General features: G+C 58.3%; 14 protein-coding genes. 8 read left to right on the top strand and 6 right to left on the bottom strand.

Annotated elements, in window-relative coordinates; translation table 11 throughout:
* The first annotated feature begins 130 nt into the window (after positions 1-130).
* A complete protein-coding gene (gene ygfZ, locus QZR14_RS13905) occupies positions 131-1072 on the top strand; it encodes a CAF17-like 4Fe-4S cluster assembly/insertion protein YgfZ (RefSeq protein WP_311996886.1) in 942 nt (313 codons plus the stop codon).
* Between the two features lie 35 nt (positions 1073-1107).
* A complete protein-coding gene (locus QZR14_RS13900; protein ID WP_250603510.1) occupies positions 1108-1929 on the top strand; it encodes an HDOD domain-containing protein in 822 nt (273 codons plus the stop codon).
* 105 nt (positions 1930-2034) lie between these two features.
* On the opposite strand, the gene QZR14_RS13895 is transcribed toward QZR14_RS13900, so the two are convergent.
* Both QZR14_RS13895 and QZR14_RS13890 read right to left on the bottom strand, forming a co-directional pair.
* Positions 2035-3420, bottom strand: a complete 1386-nt coding sequence (locus tag QZR14_RS13895) for a sensor histidine kinase (protein ID WP_311996885.1) — start codon at positions 3418-3420, stop codon at positions 2035-2037.
* Positions 3413-4084, bottom strand: a complete 672-nt coding sequence (locus QZR14_RS13890; RefSeq protein ID WP_221734356.1) for a response regulator — start codon at positions 4082-4084, stop codon at positions 3413-3415. The genes QZR14_RS13895 and QZR14_RS13890 overlap by 8 nt, the downstream gene beginning before the upstream one ends.
* A gap of 236 nt (positions 4085-4320) precedes the next feature.
* On the opposite strand from QZR14_RS13890, the gene QZR14_RS13885 reads away from it, so the two are divergent.
* From QZR14_RS13885 to QZR14_RS13865, 5 genes are all read left to right on the top strand, one after another.
* Positions 4321-5613, top strand: coding sequence for an OprD family porin (locus tag QZR14_RS13885; RefSeq protein WP_250603506.1), 1293 nt, complete (start codon positions 4321-4323; stop codon positions 5611-5613).
* Between the two features lie 92 nt (positions 5614-5705).
* A complete protein-coding gene (locus tag QZR14_RS13880; protein WP_250603504.1) occupies positions 5706-6683 on the top strand; it encodes a Bug family tripartite tricarboxylate transporter substrate binding protein in 978 nt (325 codons plus the stop codon).
* Positions 6684-6739: 56 nt separating this feature from the next.
* A complete protein-coding gene (locus tag QZR14_RS13875) occupies positions 6740-7198 on the top strand; it encodes a tripartite tricarboxylate transporter TctB family protein (protein ID WP_250603501.1) in 459 nt (152 codons plus the stop codon).
* A gap of 1 nt (position 7199) precedes the next feature.
* A complete protein-coding gene (locus QZR14_RS13870) occupies positions 7200-8714 on the top strand; it encodes a tripartite tricarboxylate transporter permease (RefSeq protein ID WP_250603499.1) in 1515 nt (504 codons plus the stop codon).
* Complete coding sequence (locus QZR14_RS13865; RefSeq protein WP_311996884.1) at positions 8707-9741, top strand: AbrB family transcriptional regulator; 1035 nt, start codon at positions 8707-8709, stop codon at positions 9739-9741. The genes QZR14_RS13870 and QZR14_RS13865 overlap by 8 nt, the downstream gene beginning before the upstream one ends.
* Before the next feature lie 127 nt (positions 9742-9868).
* On the opposite strand, the gene ung is transcribed toward QZR14_RS13865, so the two are convergent.
* Positions 9869-10561 (bottom strand): uracil-DNA glycosylase, encoded by a 693-nt coding sequence (gene ung / locus QZR14_RS13860; RefSeq protein WP_311996883.1) that lies wholly within the window; start codon positions 10559-10561, stop codon positions 9869-9871.
* A gap of 132 nt (positions 10562-10693) precedes the next feature.
* Here ung and QZR14_RS13855 point away from each other — a divergent pair, with 132 nt between their 5' ends.
* Complete coding sequence (locus tag QZR14_RS13855) at positions 10694-11806, top strand: enoyl-CoA hydratase/isomerase family protein (RefSeq protein ID WP_311996882.1); 1113 nt, start codon at positions 10694-10696, stop codon at positions 11804-11806.
* A 68-nt stretch (positions 11807-11874) separates the two neighbouring features.
* Here the strand turns inward: QZR14_RS13855 and QZR14_RS13850 are convergent, their stop codons facing one another.
* The 3 genes from QZR14_RS13850 to QZR14_RS13840 are packed head-to-tail and all read right to left on the bottom strand — an operon-like array spanning position 11875 to position 19521.
* Positions 11875-17418: a calcium-binding protein gene (locus QZR14_RS13850; protein ID WP_311996881.1), complete on the bottom strand. Its 5544-nt coding sequence runs from the start codon at positions 17416-17418 to the stop codon at positions 11875-11877.
* 2 nt (positions 17419-17420) lie between these two features.
* Positions 17421-18275 carry a hypothetical protein gene (locus QZR14_RS13845; protein ID WP_311996880.1) on the bottom strand — a complete coding sequence of 285 codons (855 nt, stop codon included), beginning with the start codon at positions 18273-18275 and terminating at the stop codon, positions 17421-17423.
* Between the two features lies 1 nt (position 18276).
* Complete coding sequence (locus tag QZR14_RS13840; RefSeq protein ID WP_311996879.1) at positions 18277-19521, bottom strand: glycosyltransferase family 4 protein; 1245 nt, start codon at positions 19519-19521, stop codon at positions 18277-18279.
* Between the last annotated feature and the right edge of the window lie 362 nt (positions 19522-19883).

The raw sequence follows: 19883 nt of genomic DNA, 5'->3' as shown, positions 1-19883 counted from the left end.
CGGCAAGTATACAGCGCCGAGGCGGGTCGCACAGTCGGCTTTGGTCGGGCACCACCGATCCTTTATCAACTACCCATTTCACCAACGCGCCCTTATGATGTGCCCCAGTCTATTTACCCTGCGAAGACCCATGGCCGATTATGCTTTTTTCTGCACCCTGTCTCATGAAGGCGTTCTCGCGGTTCGCGGCGCGGATGCCGGAAAATTCCTGCAAGGCCAGTTGACCTGCAATCTCAATTACCTGAGCGACAATCGCGCCAGCCTCGGCGCCCGTTGCACACAGAAGGGCCGGATGCAGTCGAGCTTCCGCATTCTGCTCGAAGGTGACGGTGTAGTCCTGGCAATGGCCAGCGAGCTGCTCGAGCCGCAACTGGCGGACCTGAAAAAGTACGCGGTGTTCTCCAAATCGAAACTGACCGACGAAAGCGCCGCTTGGGTGCGCTTCGGTCTGGAGCTCGGCGACAGTGCCTTGGCCAGCCTAGGTCTGGACCTGCCCGCGGAAACCGACAGCGTTGCACGTCACGAAGGCCTGATCGCGATTCGCGTCTCGCCCGATCGCGCCGAACTCTGGGCCCCGGCCGATCAGGCTGACGCGATCAAAGCCAAAGTGTCCGCTGCCCTGCCTGAAACCGAGCTGAATCAATGGCTGCTGGGCCAGATCCGCGCCGGTATCGGCCAGGTCATGCCAAGCACCCGCGAGCTGTTCATCCCGCAGATGCTCAACCTGCAGGCCGTCGGCGGCGTGAGTTTCAAGAAAGGCTGCTACACCGGCCAGGAAATCGTTGCGCGCATGCAGTACCTGGGCAAACTCAAACGGCGACTGTATCGCTTGAGCCTGGACGCTGCTGATTTGCCGGAGCCTGGCACACAATTGTTCGCGCCAAGCCACAACAGCGCCATCGGCGAAGTGGTGCTGGCCGCCAAGGCCGGGCAAAACATTGAACTCCTGGCGGTGCTGCAGGCCGAAGCTGCCGAAGCGGGCGATCTGCACGTGGGTTCTCTCGAAGGCCCGGCGCTGCACCTGCTCGACCTGCCTTACGAACTGGATCGCGACCGCGAAATCCAGCGCTGACCGCAGCATTTGTTGCAACACCCTAGAGAGTTTAAATGAGCGAACTGGCGGAAAAAGTCCAACAGGATTTGGTTGCGGCCATCGATAACGATGACCTGGTTCTGCCCACGTTGCCGGAAGTGGCCCTGCAGATTCGCAAGGCCGCGGAAGACCCGGAGATCAGCGTCAGTGACCTGAGCAAAATGATCGGCCGTGACACGGCGCTGTCGGCGCGCCTGATCAAAGTGGTCAACAGCCCGCTGCTGCGCGCCGCTCAGGAAGTCACCGACCTGCACACCGCCATCACCCGTCTGGGTATCAACTACAGCAGCAACCTGGCCATCGGTCTGGTGATGGAGCAGATCTTCCACGCCCGCTCCGAGGTGGTCGAGCAGAAGATGCGCGAGGTCTGGCGCAAGAGTCTGGAAATTGCCGGGGTCAGTTACGCGTTGTGCCGCCGCTACACACAACTCAAACCCGATCAGGCGGCCCTCGGCGGGCTGGTGCATCAGATCGGTGTGCTGCCGATTCTGACCTACGCCGAAGATCACTATGAACTGCTGTCGGATCCGGTCAGCCTGAACCATGTGATCGACCATATTCACCCGTTGCTCGGCGACAAGCTGCTACGGGTCTGGGAGTTTCCGGAGCGGTTGGTGGAGCTGCCGGGGCTGTATCAGGATTTCAAACGCGACTCGGCGGACATCGATTATGTTGATCTGGTGCAAGTGGCAAGCCTGTATTGCCACAAGGGCACTGATCATCCGTTTGCGCGAATTGATCCGCTGACTGTACCGGCGTTCAGAAAGCTCGGGATTGATCCGGAGAACAAAGCGCTGTGCGAAGACCTGGAAGAGTCGCGGACGATGTTTTACTGATACGAGACCGCGTCGCCCCCTTCGCGAGCAGGCTCGCTCCCACAGGAAATGCATTCCAGAGTGGGAGCGAGCCTGCTCGCGAAGGGGCCAGCAAAACCACCACAATCACCCGGCAATAAAACTGACCCGCACCTTCAATCCCGCCTGTTCGCCATCATGCAAGGTAATCTGGGCCAGATGCGCCCGGCAGATCTCGCCGACAATCGCCAGCCCCAGCCCTGAACCCGCCACCTGCTGATTACGCCGGTAGAACCGTTCGAAAACGCGATCGCGCTCTTCCAGGGGAATACCCGGCCCGTCATCTTCAACCTCAAGCACCGCCGGCGCGGTCACCCGCAAAATCACGTTGCCGCCCGGCGGCGTGTGCGCCAAGGCGTTGTCCACCAGATTGCTCAGCAACTCATTGAGCAACGTCGGCTCACCCCGCAGCCAGACCGGTTCGTCCGCCTCCAGCGCCAGTGCCACCCCGCGTTTGTGCGCCAGTGGCGCCATGGCCATGCCCAGCTCTCGGGCCAACTGACTCAGATCGAGCAACTGCGCGCCGCCCTCGGCAATCGCCCGGGCGCCGTTTTCGACCCGCGCCAGCGACAGTAACTGATTGGCCAGATGCGTCAGGCGATCAGTGCTTTGTGCCGAGGACTCCAGCGTTGAACGCCAGACTTCGGCATCGTTGGAGCGCAGGCCCAACTCAAGCCGCGCCTTCAGCGCTGCCAAAGGCGTACGCAACTCATGGGCCGCATCGGCAATGAACTGCGCCTGCCGTTCGAACTGCCCGCGCAGACGCTCGGTGAAGTGATTGAGCCCGCGCACCAGCGGCCACAGTTCATGCTGCACCTCAACCAAGGGCAGCGGGCGCAGATCGTCGGGCTGGCGTTCTTCCACCGCCGTGCGCAAACGCTCCAAAGGGCGCAGTGCCGCACTGACCGCAAACCAGACCAGCAACAACGCACCAATCGCCAACATGCCCAGACGCAGCAAGGTATCGGCGGCCAGACTGCGCGCCATGCTCACCCGCGCTTCGTCGGTTTCGGCGACGCGGATTTCCGCCATGCCGTTCATGTTCGGCTCGCTCACAGCCTTGAGCAGGCTGACCACGCGCACGTTCTGCCCTTTGTAGGTGGCGTTGTAGAAGCGCGCCAACGCGGGATAACTGTCGGTGCGCGGCGTGCCGGGCGGCGGGCCTGGAAGGTTTTCATAGCCAGAAATCAGCTTCTGATGAATGTCATTGACCTGATAGTAAATCCGCCCGGCGCTGTCGTAAGCGAAGGTGTCGAGTGCCACGTAAGGCACATCGGCACTCAGTGTGCCGTCACGTTGCGACAGGCCAGCCGCGATGGTCCGCGCCGAGGCCAGCAGCGTGCGGTCGTAGGCGGTGTCGGCGGCTTCGCGACCATTCCAGTAAGCGCTCAAGCCGCTGGCGAGCATCAGCACCACCAACAGCAACGCGAGGTTCCACAGCAAACGCCAGCGCAGGCTGCTGGGCTTATGCATCGCGACTTTCCAGCAGATAACCCAAACCGCGGAACGTCACGATCGCCACCGGTTGGCCGTCGAGTTTCTTGCGTAAACGGTGCACGTAGATTTCGATGGCATCGGGGCTGGCCTCTTCGTCGAGACCGAACACCTGGGATGCCAGTTGCTCCTTGCTCATCACCCGCCCCGGCCGGGCGATCAGCGCTTCCAGCACCGCTTGTTCACGGGACGTCAACGTCAGCAATTCTTCGCCGAGGGTGAAGCGCCGGGTGTCGAGGTCGTAGGCCAGCACGCCGCAGCGCTGCTGGCGTTCGCCACCGAGCACAGTGCGGCGCAACAAGGCTTTGACCCGTGCTTCCAGTTCAGTCAGTTCGAACGGTTTGGCGAGGTAATCGTCAGCGCCAAGATTGAGGCCATGGACGCGATCCTTCACATCGCTGCGCGCCGTCAGCATCAGCACCGGCAGATTCTTGCCGCGTGCGCGCAAACGCGCGAGCACCTCGAAACCGTCCATGCGCGGCAGGCCGACATCGAGGATCGCCACGGCGTATTCCTCACTGCCCAGCGCCAGATCGGCGGCCACGCCATCGTGCAACACATCCACGGTCAGACCGGTGCTCTTGAGCGCCTGCGCAACGCTTTCGGCCAATTGCAGATGGTCTTCGACGAGCAGAACACGCATGGATTTTTACCTCGTTCAGGGATGGCCAATGCCACGCTTTGCCGCGGAGTTTACAGCCGCAACCGCCGCTGTGAAGCCCGAAAACCTTGAAAGTCAGTTGAAAGGTTAGCGAAAGGTTAGCTGGTTACAGTCGGCCCACGGACAGTTCCGGCTGCCGTCGCTGATGCCACACAGCGCAAAGAAAAACGCCTCGAAGCGTTTTCGACCAATAAGAACAATAAACGGAGTACACCCGCATGCCGTCCATGCAGCCTCAGGCGTCCACGCCTGTTCGCCCTTCCCGTTTCAGCCACACCGCCCTCGTCAGTGCCGCCGCCCTTGCCGGCTTTTCGCCGTTGAGTCATGCCGACTTCATTGAGGACAGCAGCGCCACGTTCGAAACCCGCAACATGTATTTCAATCGCGACTTTCGCGATGGCACCAGCGCTCAACAGTCCAAGCGTGACGAATGGGCTCAGGGTTTCATGCTCAATCTGCAATCGGGTTACACCGACGGCACCGTGGGGTTCGGTGTCGATGCTCTGGGCATGCTTGGAGTCAAACTTGATTCAAGCCCGGACCGCACTGGCACCGGCCTTTTGCCGACCCATGACGACGGGCGTGCGGCTGACGAATACTCGAAAGTCGGCCTGACCGGCAAAGTGAAAATCTCCGCCACCGAGCTGAAAATCGGCAGCCTGATTCCTGAACTGCCGATCCTCAAACCGAACGACGGGCGCATCCTGCCGCAGACCTTCGAGGGCGGCTTGCTGACCTCCAAAGAGATCAAGAACCTGACCTTCACCGGTGGCCGCCTGGAGAAAGCCAAGGATCGCGACAGCACCGATTTCGAGGACATCGCCCTCAACAACAAGAACAGCCGTTTCGCTGGCACCGCAGCCGGCAAGCATTTCGATTTTGGCGGCGTGGATTACAAATTCACCGACAAGATCACCGGCAGTTACCACTTCGCCCAACTCGACGAAGTCTACAACCAGCACTTCTTCGGCCTCGTTGCTTCCCGGCCGATGGGCCCCGGCACGTTTGCCACCGATCTGCGTTTCGCCGTCAGCGATGACCAAGGCGCGGCCCGTGGCGGCGAGATCGACAACCGCTCGCTCAACGGTCTGGTCAGCTACGCGCTGAGCGGCCACAAGTTCAGCGCCGGTTATCAGCACATGTCTGGCGACAGCGCCTTCCCGTATGTCGATGGCAGCGATCCGTATCTGGTCAACTTCGTCCAGATCAACGACTTCGCCGGCGCCGAAGAACGTTCCTGGCAGGCTCGCTACGACTTTGACTTCGCCAAACTCGGCATCCCTGGCCTGAGCTTCATGAGCCGCTACTTGAGCGGTGACAACATCAAGCTCAAGAACGGCGAAGAAGGTAAAGAGTGGGAGCGCAACACCGAGATCAAATATGTAGTACAAAGCGGCGCCTTGAAGGATGTCGCCGTGCGTTTGCGTAATGCCACTTACCGCTCCAACTACTCCGCTCGCGATGCAGACGAAGTGCGTTTGCTGGTGAGCTACAGCGTTGCCCTTTGGTAATTGATTGAAACGTCGAAGATCAAGATCACAAGATCGCAGCCTTCGGCAGCTCCTACACAAAGCCCCTACAACAAGAAACTGTGGAGAGACCAATGAATTTGTCACTGCGTAAAGTTGCACTGGCCGCCAGTTGCATCCTGTTTGCCGGCCAACTGATGGCCGAACCGAAACGTCCGGAATGTATCGCCCCGGCCTCCCCCGGCGGTGGTTTCGACCTGACCTGCAAACTGGCGCAGAGCGCCCTGGTCAACCAGAAACTGCTGACCAAACCGATGCGCGTGACCTACATGCCCGGCGGTGTCGGCGCGGTGGCGTACAACGCCGTGGTCGCACAACGTCCGGCCGATGCCGGCACGCTGGTGGCGTGGTCGAGCGGTTCGCTGTTGAACCTGGCCCAAGGCAAGTTCGGTCGCTTCGATGAGACCAACGTGCGCTGGCTGGCAGCCGTCGGCACCAGCTACGGTGCCATCGCGGTGAAGAGCGATTCGCCCTACAAGACCCTCGACGATCTCGTTCAGGCACTGAAGAAAGATCCGAGCTCCGTGGTGATCGGTTCCGGCGGTACCGTCGGCAGTCAGGACTGGATGCAAACCGCACTGATCGCCAAGGCTGCCGGTATCAACCCGCGCGACCTGCGTTACGTCGCGCTTGAAGGTGGCGGCGAAATCGCCACCGCCCTGCTCGGCGGGCACATCCAGGTCGGCAGTACCGACATCTCCGACTCCATGCCGCACATCCAGAGCGGTGACATGCGCCTGCTCGCGGTGTTCGCCGACAAGCGTCTCGACGAGCCGGAAATGAAAGACATCCCGACCGCTCGCGAGCAAGGCTACGACATCGTCTGGCCGGTGGTACGCGGCTTCTACCTCGGGCCAAAAGTCAGCGATGAAGACTACGCCTGGTGGAAAGACGCGTTCGACAAACTGCTGGCTTCCGATGATTTCGCCAAGCTGCGCGATCAGCGTGAACTGTTCCCGTTCGCCATGACCGGCCCGGAACTGGACACCTACGTGAAAAAGCAGGTGGCGGACTACAAAGTGCTGGCCAAAGAGTTCGGCCTGATCCAGTGATCGCCTCTGTCTAGCGGCTGCGTTCCCGGTTGCGGGGACGCGGCACAGGAGCTCCCATGCTTATTCAACGTATTTTCGCCTCGGTGCTGTTGCTGGTCTGTGCCGGCCTGGCACTGATGGCGTGGCCGTACCAAGCGGCTTTTTCCTACGAACCGGTCGGCCCACGCGCCTTCCCTCTGCTGATGCTCGGCCTGATGGGCCTGGCGCTGCTGTACATGGTGTTCCGCCCGGCACCGATCAAACACAGCGAAGACGAGCCGCCACTGGATCGCGCAACCCTGATCAAGATCGCAATCTGCGTCGTCCTGCTGCTGGTGTTCGCCGGCACATTCGAACCTCTGGGTTTCATCATTGCCAGCATCATTACCGGCGTACCGATGGCGCGCCTGTACGGCGGCCGCTGGCTACCGAGTGTGGTGATCATCAGCCTGATGGCGATCGGTCTTTACCTGCTGTTCGACCGTGTGATGGACGTTCCGCTGCCCCTCGGCCTGCTCAGCGTTCTGGAGAACTGATATGGATACTCTTGGCTATTTGGGTCAGGGTTTCGGCGTTGCGCTGAGCCCGTACAACCTGGTGACCGCGCTGTGCGGCACTCTGATCGGCACCGTCGTCGGCCTGTTGCCGGGCCTGGGCCCGATCAATGGCGTGGCATTGCTGATCCCGATCGCATTTGCCCTCGGCCTGCCACCGGAGTCGGCACTGATCCTGCTGGCAGCGGTGTACCTGGGCTGCGAATACGGCGGCCGGATCAGCTCGATCCTGCTGAACATTCCAGGCGAAGCCTCCACCGTGATGACCACCCTCGACGGTTACCCGATGGCCCGCAAAGGTCTGGCCGGTGTGGCGCTGTCGCTGTCGGCGTGGAGTTCGTTCATTGGCGCGTTCATCGCCACCTGCGGCATGGTCCTCTTCGCACCGTTGCTGGCGAAATGGGCGATTGCGTTTGGCCCGGCGGAATATTTTGTGCTGATGGTGTTTGCGATCGTCTGTCTCGGCGGCATGGCCGGTGACCGTCCGCTCAAAACATTCATTGCGGCGTTGATCGGTCTGTTCCTGTCAACGGTCGGCATCGATGCCAACAGCGGCGTATATCGCTTCACCGGCGACAACATTCACCTGACTGACGGCATTCAGTTCGTCGTGCTGGTGCTGGGTCTGTTCTCGATCAGCGAAATTCTCCTGCTGCTGGAAAAAACCCACCACGGCCAGGAAGCGGTAAAAGCCACCGGCCGGATGATGTTCAACTTCAAGGAAGCGGCGTCGGTGTTCGTGGTCAACGTCCGTTGCGGCGTGCTGGGTTTCATCATGGGCGTGTTGCCGGGTGCCGGCGCGACCCTCGCCAGTGCCGTGGCCTATATGACCGAGAAACGTCTGGCCGGCGCCAGCGGCAAGTTCGGTGAAGGGGATGCCCGTGGCCTCGCCGCGCCGGAAACCGCGATCGGTGGCGCAGCCTGCGGTGCGCTGGTGCCGATGCTGACCCTCGGCGTTCCAGGCTCGGGCACCACCGCGGTGATGATCGGCGCTCTGTCGCTGTACAACATCACCCCGGGCCCGCTGCTGTTCCAGCAACAACCGGACATCGTCTGGGGCCTGATCGCGTCGCTGTTCATCGCCAACATCATGCTGGTGATCCTCAACATCCCGATGATCCGCATCTTCACCCGCATCCTTGCCGTGCCGAACTGGGCACTGGTGCCGGTGATCGCAATCATCACCGGGATCGGCGTCTACGCGGTGCACGCCACCACGTTCGACCTGTTCCTGATGATCGGCATCGGCATCTTCGGTTACATCCTGCGCAAGCTGGACTTCCCGCTGTCGCCGTTGCTGCTGGGCTTTATTCTCGGCGAACTGATGGAGCAGAACCTGCGTCGCGCCCTGTCGATCTCTAACGGTGCGCTGGAAATCCTCTGGTCGAGCCCGATCACCGTCGGCTGCTGGGTGCTGACGGCAATCATGCTGCTGATGCCGATCATCCGCATCTGGCGCAAACGCTCGGTCGCGCGCCGCGCCCTTGCCGATGTTTGATCGCGCTTCACTGAAATCCTGGTGGGGAACCCCGCTGGTCGGTCTGCTTGGCGGTTACCTCGCCAGCCAGATCGGCTGGCCACTGCCGTGGATGGTCGGCTCGTTGCTGGCGATCATCCTCGTGCGCTGCCTGACCCCGTGGCAACTCACGGAAATCCCTGGCGGCCGCAAGTGCGGCCAGTGGATTGTCGGCATTGGTATTGGCCTGCATTTCACCCCAGTGGTGATGGAGCAGGTGCTCAGTCATTTCGGTTTGATCTTCTTCGGTGCGCTGGTCACCAGTTTGTCGGCGGTGGTCGGCGTCTGGCTGATGCGCCGCACCGGCGAGGATCGCGCCACAGCGTTTTTCTCCAGCATGCCCGGCGGTTCCGGGGAGATGGTCAACCTCGGCGCCCGTAATGGCGCGATGCTCAGTCATGTTGCGGCGGGGCAGAGTTTGCGGGTGCTGGTGGTGGTGCTGTGTGTGCCGGCAGCGTTCAAGTACCTGCTCGGCGACGGTACACCGATTTCTCATGCAGGCAGCGTCGATTGGCGCTGGCTGGCGATTCTGTTTCCGGCGGGTGGTTTGCTGGCCTGGCTCTGGCAGCGTTTGCGCCAGCCCAATCCGTGGCTGTTCGGGCCGTTGCTGGTGAGTGCGGCGGTGAGCATCGGCTGGGATCTGCACATCGGTTTGCCCAATGGCGGCAGTCAGATTGGCCAGTGGCTGATCGGTAGCGGCCTGGGTTGTCACTTCAACCGACAGTTCTTCCGTCACGCGCCTTCGTTTATGGGGCGGACATTGATTGGCACGGCGTTGACCATGTTGATTGCGGCGTTGGCGGCGTTAGGGCTGAGCGCCCTGACACACCTGGATTTGCGTTCACTGACCCTGGGCATGATGCCTGGCGGGATTGCCGAGATGAGTTTGACGGCGGAGACGCTGCAACTGTCGGTGCCACTGGTGACAGCGATGCAGGTGATGCGGTTGTTGTTCGTGCTGTTTCTGGCGGAGCCGTTGTTCAAGTACTGGAATCGTAATCCGGAGTAAAACCGAGTCGCCCTTTTCGCGAGCAGGCTCGCTCCCACAGGTTCTTGTGGGTGCCACAGATTATGTGTACACCTCAAAACCCTGTGGGAGCGAGCCTGCTCGCGAAGGGGCCGGCTCAGTCAGCCCATCAAATGGGCGGCAAACGCCACTCGATCGGCGTCTCGCCATTCTGCTCGAGAAACTTGTTGGTGCGGCCAAAGTGCCCGCAACCCAAAAACCCGCGATATGCCGACAATGGCGACGGATGCACCGACGTCAACACCAGATGCTTGGTCGCGTCGATCAGCTTCTGCTTGCTCTGCGCATGGGCGCCCCAGAGCATGAACACCAGATGCGGCTGGCGCTCGCTGACCAGTTCGATGATGCGATCGGTGAAGAACTGCCAGCCCTTGTCCTTGTGCGCATTGGCGTTGGCACGCTCGACGGTCATGGTGGTGTTGAGCATCAACACGCCCTGATCGGCCCAGCTCTGCAGGTAGCCATGATTGGGAATATCGATGTTGAGATCGCGCTTCAACTCTTTATAGATGTTGACCAGCGACGGCGGCGCCGGTACGCCCGGTTGCACCGAGAAGCACAAGCCGTGGGCCTGGCCCGGGCCGTGATACGGGTCCTGGCCGAGGATCACCACCTTCACTTTATCCAGCGGCGTCGAGTTCAGCGCGTTGAAAATCATCGGTCCCGGCGGATAGATTTCCTTGCCGGCCGCCCGCTCCTGCTGCAGAAAATTGCGCAACTCTGCCATGTAAGGCTGGTCGAATTCAGCACGCAGTGCCTCCTTCCAGCTCGGTTCGAGTTTGATACGGTCGTCAGCAGTCATGGTCATACCCGGCAAAAACAATGGGGCGAACCCTAGGAAAGCCGACCACGCTTGTCAATTGATCTGATGCATATCCGGCACTTTCCCACACAACGATCATACTGATCGTTCAAATTCCCGATCGAGGTCACGATGAATCTGCACTTCGAAGAACTCACCGGCACCGACGGCGCCCGCATCGGTATCGCCAGCCTGGATGCTGAAACGTCGCTGAATGCGCTGTCCCTGCCAATGATCAATGCCCTCAGCGACAAGCTGAGCGCTTGGGCCAAGGATCCACAAATCGTCTGTGTGTTGCTACGTGGCAACGGCGCCAAAGCCTTCTGCGCCGGCGGCGAAGTGCGCAGCCTGGTCGAGGCTTGTCGCGCTCACCCCGGCGAAGTCCCACCGCTGGCCGCACAGTTTTTCAGCGCGGAATACCGCCTGGATTACAGCCTGCACACCTATCCGAAACCGTTGATCTGTTGGGGCCATGGCTATGTGCTCGGTGGCGGCATGGGCCTGTTGCAAGGCGCGAGTACACGGATCGTCACACCGAGCAGCCGTTTGGCCATGCCGGAAATCACTATTGGTCTGTATCCGGACGTCGGCGCCAGTTGGTTTCTCGCGCGACTGCCGGGCAAACTCGGTTTGTTTCTGGGCCTGACCGGGGCGCACATGAACGCTCGTGATGCGATTGATCTGGATCTGGCCGACCGCTTCCTGCTCGACGAACAGCAGCCGCAACTGATCGAAGGCCTGTTGCAGCTGAATTGGCAGGAACAGACCGACATGCAACTCAACAGCCTGCTCAAGGCCCTGCAGCAGGAAGCCGTGGCGCAGATGCCCGCGGCACAGTGGCTGCCGCGTCGTCAGCAAATCGACGAACTGCTCGACGTCAGCGACGTGACCTGCGCCTGGAAAGCCATCAGCCTGCAACGCGACAGCAGCGATCCGTTGATTGCCCGCGCGGCGAAAACCATGAGCGAAGGCTCACCGCTGACCGCACATCTGGTCTGGGAGCAGATCATCCGTGCCCGCCATATGTCGCTGGCCGAAGTCTTTCAGATGGAATACACCCTGAGCCTCAATTGCTGCCGGCATCCGGAGTTCAGCGAAGGGGTTCGCGCACGGTTGATCGACAAGGATCAGAAGCCGCACTGGCATTGGCCGGACGTCAGCAGCGTGCCGGATGCGGTGGTCGAGGCGCACTTTCACAAGGTCTGGGAGGGCCGACATCCGTTGGCGGATTTGACGCAGTATTGAACTGACGCGATGCTCGCGATGACGACTGGATTCCCATCGCGAGCTGGCTCAATCGGTCGCCATAGGACTCAGACATTCAGCTCGTAAAACTGAATGATCTCCGTCATCGCCCGCTGCGCTTCTTCGTCGCCCTTGATCAAAATGTCTTCGACATCCCTCAATGGCGGAAGAGGATGCAGACGTTCAGCAATCTGCATCGCGCTGTAGTCTTGAGTCGCTGTTCCTTCGCTGACTCTTATGAAGCCGATAGCGCTTTCGCCTGCGGCAAAATGATTGGAAACCCGGGTTTTCGGTGCCATGCCGTAATCCACCACGATCACCAGATCATCGCGTTCACGGTGAAACTTCAAGTTGTCGATCGTCAGCCTGCGCTCGGAAAAGTCGATTCCGTCAAGGCCGTCTCCCCGATTGATGATCACGTCCCTGCCGAGGCCATCGTATCGGTAGATATCATTTCCGGCGCCGCCGGTTAGCGTGTCATTGCCCGGCCCACCCAACAGCAGATCATCACCGGGGCTGCCCGTGAGCACGTCATCCCCTTCCATGCCTCGGATTTCCCCCGCACCGCTTATCGTGTCGTTGCCTCGACCACCGACTAACGGCAGCGCCCGTCCGTCTCGCAGAGACGTAAAACGCGTTGAATTGTTAACGGTTACACCCGTATGAAAAGTCTCGGGCGCAGGGCCCAGCTGACTTGACTCCAAGAGTTGTTTCAAACTCACGACCGACCCATCGGCGAAATTCAAGAGTTCAATCCCGGCCCCCTCAAGTTCACCATTGAGGGGCAAGACGATGCGAACTTTCTGTATCCCACCCCAATTGATATCGAGTGTAGGATGGAGCATTTTCGCTCTTGGCGGATTGCGGTGTGCCCCGCGACCTGGGTTGGGTTCCAGCTCGACATGTGTGGTTTCTATCAGCGCAGCACCCCAGCTCAATTGCAGTGCATCGCGCTGCGCATCTGCTGGAAGGACGACCGTGTCCTGATCGATCAATCCGTACTCGTCCTTCCACCCCGCTGCGCCAACTTCTGCTCGGTGGAAAACAGGGTTCGGCACATCCGCAATCGTGGTAGTTGCTCCGGCGTGCGCTTGCACGATGTAGGTGTCGGCACCGTCTTCACCGTAAAGCCAATCATCCCCTGCCCCGCTGACCAGATAGTCGGCGCCCTCGGAGCCCAGCAAGGTGTCGTCACCTGCACCTGCGGATAAAAACACGCCCGGTGTTCTGTCGCCGACAGTGCCGTAGTCAAGTGGGGAGCCTGCATAAGCGACAATCAGATCGTCTCCCGCGCCGCCGTGGAAAACGTTTTCCACTTCGACGTTGACTCGCCCGCCGGCATCGTCGCCAAGGACGATTTTGCGTTTGATCGTTTCAATTGTGACATCCCAGCGAACCGCCTTGGGCACCGTTTCCCCCGAACCGAAGCATGCTGCCGGATAGATGTACCAGCCCTCAAGCGCGCCAGATTCCTTACGGTCTTCAACCAATACATCTCCCGTATTGAATGAAAAGCCGTTGGCCGAGCCGGATCGATAATAGCGAGGCGCCTGACTCGAAGAGGCTATCGCCCCATCGGCTTTCACCTGTTTATGTTCGACACGAGTTGTGGTTTTCGACTGCCTTTCACTGACCACGGCATGCCCTGCATCAACCTTCATCCATGGCGGCGTTTCAGACAGTGTTCCCGCTTCGACGCCGTCATCGCTCAGCTCGGTGTGAGTGATGTAACCGGTGTCGCTAGTCGTGATATGACTGCGAACCCAGACGCCTTGATCACTCAAGGTGAAACCTGTGGCGTGTTTGCGGGCGTAGCGCCTGGATTTGATTTGCGCGAGGAATTTTTCAGTCCAGTCAACGGGGTGATCAGATGCCACAGGGCGTTGCGCCGCGATGGTTACATCGTCTGGCAGAACCGGGTCTTCAACTTTGCTTTGCTGGATTCCTGAGGCGGTTACAACTTCCGGTACAGGTGACTCGGGCACCTTTATCGGAGGCAATGTTTTGCGCAGGACATCCTCATAACCCAGTACAACGCCATCGCTGAAACTGAATGTGGAATCCTTCCACTGCTCGTGACTCCTGATGAGTATCGCGTCGCCCGCGCCATTGGCCAGCCGCAATACTGTGCCGACGGCAACTTCGATAATGTCGGCTTTCAGACTTTGTGCGGAAAAGCCTGCGCCGAACCTGATGATGTTGCGGCCGCCGGCATCGGTAACAATATCCAGACCATCGCCAGCGCCGAAATAGTAAACATCAGCACCGTCACGGCCCTCCATCACGTCGTTACCGGCCCCGCCATCAAAAACGTTATTGCCGGAATCCCCACGAAGGTGGTCTACACCCTCCCCGCCCAACAACGTGTCGTTGCCACCACCGCCGAGCAAGGTATCGTTGCCTGAACCACCGTCCAGATAATCCGCACCGTGTTCAGCCTCGACTGTCTGCGCGTAGTCGCCGGATAAAATGTCATCATCTGCGCCGCCATAAAGCGTGTCGGCGCCCAAGCCTCCCAAAAGGGTATCGTTTCCTTCATCGCCTTGAAGGTAATCATTGTTGATTCCACCTGACTGCAGGTTGAACACATCACCATCCATCGCGTCAGCTCCTGCCCCACCGATCAGGGTATCGGAGCCACCCATTCCCTGAAGTGTGTCATCGCCCGCTCCACCATCAAGTAAATCATTACCGTGATAACGAACCGGATGCTCAGCATAATCCCCGGCCAGCGCGTCGTTGCCTTCACCTCCGAACAGCAGATCATCCGCCCCACCGCCCCAGAGTGTGTCGTCTCCCGCACCACCGTCCAGCTGGTCATTTCCAAAAAAGCGGGCGGCGTCACCGGCAACGCCGTTCAGTACATCGTCATCCCCCTTGAGAGTGTCACTGCCCGGGCCGCCATAAATCGCATCGGCTCCACCGTTACCAGCGAGCCAATCATCGCCACTGCCACCGTCCAATACATCGTTGCCATGGTGTTTGCTTTGCAGTCCACCGCCCCAATCGAGGTTGTCTCCCATCATTGTGTCGTTACCGCTTCCTCCAGCCAGCGTGTCATTCCCCCCCTCCCCCCAAAGAAGATCATCTTCAGTTCCGCCATCAAGCAGATCCTCACCCCATCCGCCATTGAGAACATCGCGACCGCCCTGACCGTAGAGAACATCGTTATCGCCCTGCGTCGAACTATTGAAGGAGGCCTTAGAAAAGACAGTTCGGTGACTGGTGACACCACCGTCTATAAGAACTTTGACGCGTGTGAATCCCCATTTCTGCTCCAGCGCGCCGGTCGTTTCATCCCCTGATAAAACGTCATCTCCCGCACCTCCAATCAGCGTATCCCGATCGTTACCGCCCAGAAGCACGTCCTGGGATGCCGTACCGATGAGCAAATCGTGACCTGCCCCGCCATCAAGCCAATCGCCTCGAGCGGCTTTCCCTTTAGAGTCGCCAGCGGCCATGGCTTTTTCGAGCGTCGTCTGTTTATCCCCAAACAACTGATCGTTTCCGTCCTTGCCGAACAATCGGTCTGATCCACCAAGTCCGAGAATGATGTCGTCTTTTGCAGAGCCGTAGAGCACATCGGCCTTGTTTCTCTGTTTTACGTTGGGCAATAGCAAGGCGTTGCCCAACTCATCGTATGAGAACTGATCACCGGGAACATTGGGGTCGATATCTTTCGCTTTCCAGTCGCCCTGGAGAACCAGATCGGGAGCAGAGACCGTATGGTCTTGGTGTTCAGGAAGTCGGATGCCAAGCATCCCGGGGCGGAAGTTCTTGATAACGACGAGGTCGTTCAGGCCATATTTGATGTTGAGGGTGGGTTCAGTGAGTTCTTCGATGAGGGTCAGGGTGATGGCCTGATCCTCGGTCGACCAGATATTGCTCAAAGGGGCGCGACGTTTGAGTGAAGGAATCGGCGAGCCGTTGATCCATAACTGCCCATTTACGTTGGCGTCGAAGATCTCATCGATGCCATCACCGCTGGAAAACTCATAGCGGTCGCTGCCTTCGCCACCGATCAAAGAGTCGTTACCCTTTCCTCCGACCAAAACATCATCACCGGCCATTCCGTACAGCGCATCATTGCCGTCGCCTCCGCCAAGCAAGTCGTTGCCGCGTCCACCCTCAATGACATCGTGACCTGCCAGTCCGTTGATCGTGTCATTGCCCGCGCCGCCATACAGATGATCAGTGTTCGCACCGCCCGCGAGAGACCGCGCACCGTCATCGCCGAACATGACCAGCGGATTCAACACACCGGTGGTCATCGGCGCCTGTTTGGCTGAGGCGAGATCGGAGTAGGAAAACTTCTGCAGCGAGTGTTCTCCAAACGAGCCCTGGGTTCGGACAATCAACCGGGCCAACATCTGCGCACGATCGGCAAGCCATTGCGCGGTGATGAAACCTTCGCCGGTCAGCGGATCGTAGAGTTCCAGTCCGCGTCCGGGGTAACCCTCATCGCGTTCGATGACGATTTCACTGAGTTGCTTCAGGGAATTGCGCAGCGCCAGGCCGATGGATGTCGACTCGCCAGCCAGTTTTGCCCATGAATTGGCGTTTCCGTATTCACCTATTGATCGGGTGACGATGCTTTGGGACTGCTCCGGTGAAAATGCCGAGAAGAATGCGTAAGCGTTGGTGGCGAAGGTTTCATCGGTGGTAGCTGGCGCTGCTGAATCGCCGTCGTAGGTGCGCTTGAACATGTCGAGGAATTCGTTCTGGCCATAGCGCAATATCAGGTCGACTACGACGGAAACCGGCGTGCCTTTCACTACATGCTGAATCAGCGGATTGAGGCTGCCACTGGCGAGCGCGATATTGATTTGCTCTGGCACGACGGAAAGCAGACTTTGCAATGGATTGACGCCGAAATTGCTGATCGCCGCTCGCAGGCCGACACTGTAGGAATCGATGGCGAACAGAATATTTTTATAGTCATCGAGCCTGTTGGCTTTTGTTTGAGTCGGCGGGCCGCCATCTTCCCCTTGCGAATCACCCGCGGAGATCAATCTCCAGGTTTCATAGGGCGGCGCTCCACCCAACAGGCTGAATCCGACTGTCCCTGACCAGCCGGCGTTATGGCTCACGGCGGTATCCTTCTCTCCGCAAGTCTCACTAAACAGTGCCTTGCCGATCGCACTGGCATCAATCTCTGCAATCTGGCTGATGGATGGAACCGTCCAGGGTGCCAGCCGACCCGCGAGGGATCCGTCGATCAAGGTATTGATGAAATTGGCGGCGACCTGATTCGATGACAGCTGCATCAGGTTTTCACTGAAGATTTTATTCAATCTCAGTTCACCTTGCCGCGAGGTGTAGCCGCGAATCAGGGCGGAGTAGGCACCGTTTCCACCGTTGGCATCAATGGCCACGGCAAGCCAGAGCCTGGCGCTTTTCAGAATTTTTCCCGCTTCATTATCGACAACGGTAACCTCAGAAACTCTTCCGCCAATAATATCGAATAGTTTTTGATACAGGGGAGCGCAGCTAGCCCCTGTTAATTCCAGCGCAAGATATTCGACATCTTCAGAATCGAACATCAGTCCCTTGCAAATATTTGCTGCATTTAAGATTTCTGTTTTTTCCAGATCATTAAAAACATAACTCATCGTTACTTCCTTGTAATAACAGAGCGTGAAAGATAGCTACTGAGAAACTTAAGCATCTCAGGTGACTCTCGTAATGACGTAAGACCGAGACTTACCCGACCGTGCCCTCCGGAAAAATCAAAGCTGTGCAACTCCACAGTGCAAAAAAAGTTCAAACTCCCAAAATCCAGGTTTTCCAGTTCGGCTCTACTGAGCTTTGCCAATTTCTTGTCAGTCAGTTCCTCCTCAGCAGCCGGGCGAATCAAGCCGTTACAGCTTATCAATCGAGGAGTGCCATCACGCCGCGGCCAGTGAGCAATGACAAACTTTCGAACGGAAGCCTCATTCTTGAAATGCGGCGGAGGTGCATTAAGCCAAAGCTCCAGTCCCGGATAATTTTTTAGCTTTACAATCAACTCATCCGGCCAGTTGACGTGCCGATAGCCCCGCTCATGGGGTTCAGTGTTTTCTTTTTTTGTATAAAGCCCAGCGTTCAGTTTATAAAGACGCCAACTTTCAGGAATCGGCTTTACACTCTGATCGTGGTACGACCGTATCTCCGTCCCGGTCCACCAGAAATGCCCCTTGAGCGTATTGGCCAGACACGCTTTCTTATTCGCCAGTTCAGGCATGCCTACATAAAACTCCGGCACCAGAGTCTTATCCACATAGCTGCCGCCCAGTATGGGCACCTGCTTCATGCTCGCCAGCTTCTTTTGACAGGCCTCCTGATCCGCGTAATAGATTGCCATCGCCTCGGCGACTTGTTCTTCACGGATATAAAAATCCACCACGCAATAACAGGCATAAATAAACAAGCCGTATTTCAACAACTTCTTAAACCATTTAACCCATGGCTTACGCGACATCCGGAGCATTTCAAATCTCCCTGTCAAACTGAGGATCAGGCTGTTTCTTCAGATGCCCGAACATCGCGCTTTCAAATACGTCAAAGTAGTGTTTCGTGCCGTACGCCACATCAAATCTGCTCGCCGTCAACTTCGCAGCGCTACGAAGGCAGTCGTACTCATCAACGGAATCAAGAACCTTGGCAATACGTTTGGCGATACCGTGATGATCGAAGAAATCCACCAGCATTCCATTGTGACCATCGACGATCACCTCCCTTACCGGAGCCGTATCCGACGCTACTACCACACACCCAGCCGCCATCGCCTCCAGTAACGACCACGACATAACAAACGGATACGTCAAATAAACATGAACCTTTGAACAGTCCAGAACTGCCCGGTAAGTCCGGTAAGGAAGCTTCCCTGTGAAATGAACGGTGGAATGATCGAAACTTACCTCTGCCTCCATCCTGCTGCGCCAATTTGCATAGCCAACCGGCTTACCCCCATAACTGACGTCATCACCGCCCACTATGATTATCTGCGCATCGGGACACTCAGCCTGAATATGCGGGATCGCTCGCATAAAACTGTGAAACCCGCGATAAGGCTCAAGATTCCTCGCGACATAAGTAACGATCGGCTGCCCGGCTCTCAGTTCGACGCCATTGGGCAACCTGACGGCCCCAGTTTTCGCCAAACTGGAACTTTGAATGACGCCCTCGTGAATAACCCGAATGGCCGACTGATAAGCTGCAGGAAACAGACTGCGCTGCCACCGCGTGGGCGCAATGGCAGTGTCACATTGCTCAAGATTCAAAAGATGCAGCGAATTGAGCACTCGCAGCCTTGATGACTCTCTTGTGGCTCGCGGGAATTCAGGGTCGAACCCGGAATCTGCGCCCTGCGCCCGATAGTAATATTCGCAATAGTGAATAAGCGGCGCGTCAGGATAGACATCCTTGACGAACAGCGTTTCCCCCCATCCGGGATGAGCGAGAATCACGTCCGGCCGATAACCCGAATGTTTCAGCCGGCTCAGAATTTCAGAAACCTTCTGTCCATCAGTCACCGCTTGTTCGTAACGGGTCAGGTAGGGGTGAATACCGCCCGGTGCTCGGCTGGCAGCGCGGTATCGATATATTTTCACCCCAGCGATACCCGGCGCCGTATCCCGACCTATCGCCAAAACCTCATAACGCCTGTCAATCGCCGCCAGCACCACATGACGGAACTGGCCCGGAAAGTTTTGGTGAATCACAAGAAGCTTCATAGCGGCATCGTCCTTTTATTCGCCGCTGTTGAACTGAGTTTTGCTCACCTCGATCGGCACGAACAGACGCTAACAAATGCAAGGAAATGAAACTGTAGGAAGCGTCTGGGAATGCCCTAGGAGATGGCTAACGGGAAGACTTTTCGACGGTTTGCGTGGTAACGCGGGGCGGCATCCGTTGGCGGATTTGACGGTTTACTGAGCCAGACGCAGGGTCGGACCGGACGCAAATCTACATCCTGTCCGACCGCCAACACGGCGTTTAACTGGACACAAAGACTCGTACTTGGTTTATGGAATGTGTTCACCGCGTGTTTTTACACTCGTGAACGCTGGAAGCGCCTACCTGCGCTTTCCCAAGG

The organism is Pseudomonas sp. rhizo66 (assembly GCF_031931925.1).
Taxonomy (GTDB): domain Bacteria; phylum Pseudomonadota; class Gammaproteobacteria; order Pseudomonadales; family Pseudomonadaceae; genus Aquipseudomonas.
Note: the sequence above shows the minus strand (reverse complement) of the source record. Positions and strands in the feature narration are given on the sequence as shown.

Bases quoted from the DNA above. Each gene is read 5' to 3' on its own strand.
- QZR14_RS13875 (WP_250603501.1), top strand. From the start codon at position 6,740: ATGCTTATTCAACGTATTTTCGCCTCGGTGCTGTTGCTGGTCTGTGCC.
- ung (WP_311996883.1), bottom strand. From the start codon at position 10,561: ATGACTGCTGACGACCGTATCAAACTCGAACCGAGCTGGAAGGAGGCA.
- ygfZ (WP_311996886.1), top strand. From the start codon at position 131: ATGGCCGATTATGCTTTTTTCTGCACCCTGTCTCATGAAGGCGTTCTC.
- QZR14_RS13855 (WP_311996882.1), top strand. From the start codon at position 10,694: ATGAATCTGCACTTCGAAGAACTCACCGGCACCGACGGCGCCCGCATC.
- QZR14_RS13840 (WP_311996879.1), bottom strand. From the start codon at position 19,521: ATGAAGCTTCTTGTGATTCACCAAAACTTTCCGGGCCAGTTCCGTCAT.
- QZR14_RS13900 (WP_250603510.1), top strand. From the start codon at position 1,108: ATGAGCGAACTGGCGGAAAAAGTCCAACAGGATTTGGTTGCGGCCATC.
- QZR14_RS13890 (WP_221734356.1), bottom strand. From the start codon at position 4,084: ATGCGTGTTCTGCTCGTCGAAGACCATCTGCAATTGGCCGAAAGCGTT.
- QZR14_RS13865 (WP_311996884.1), top strand. From the start codon at position 8,707: ATGTTTGATCGCGCTTCACTGAAATCCTGGTGGGGAACCCCGCTGGTC.
- QZR14_RS13885 (WP_250603506.1), top strand. From the start codon at position 4,321: ATGCCGTCCATGCAGCCTCAGGCGTCCACGCCTGTTCGCCCTTCCCGT.
- QZR14_RS13870 (WP_250603499.1), top strand. From the start codon at position 7,200: ATGGATACTCTTGGCTATTTGGGTCAGGGTTTCGGCGTTGCGCTGAGC.
- QZR14_RS13895 (WP_311996885.1), bottom strand. From the start codon at position 3,420: ATGCATAAGCCCAGCAGCCTGCGCTGGCGTTTGCTGTGGAACCTCGCG.
- QZR14_RS13880 (WP_250603504.1), top strand. From the start codon at position 5,706: ATGAATTTGTCACTGCGTAAAGTTGCACTGGCCGCCAGTTGCATCCTG.
- QZR14_RS13845 (WP_311996880.1), bottom strand. From the start codon at position 18,275: ATGCTCCGGATGTCGCGTAAGCCATGGGTTAAATGGTTTAAGAAGTTG.
- QZR14_RS13850 (WP_311996881.1), bottom strand. From the start codon at position 17,418: ATGAGTTATGTTTTTAATGATCTGGAAAAAACAGAAATCTTAAATGCA.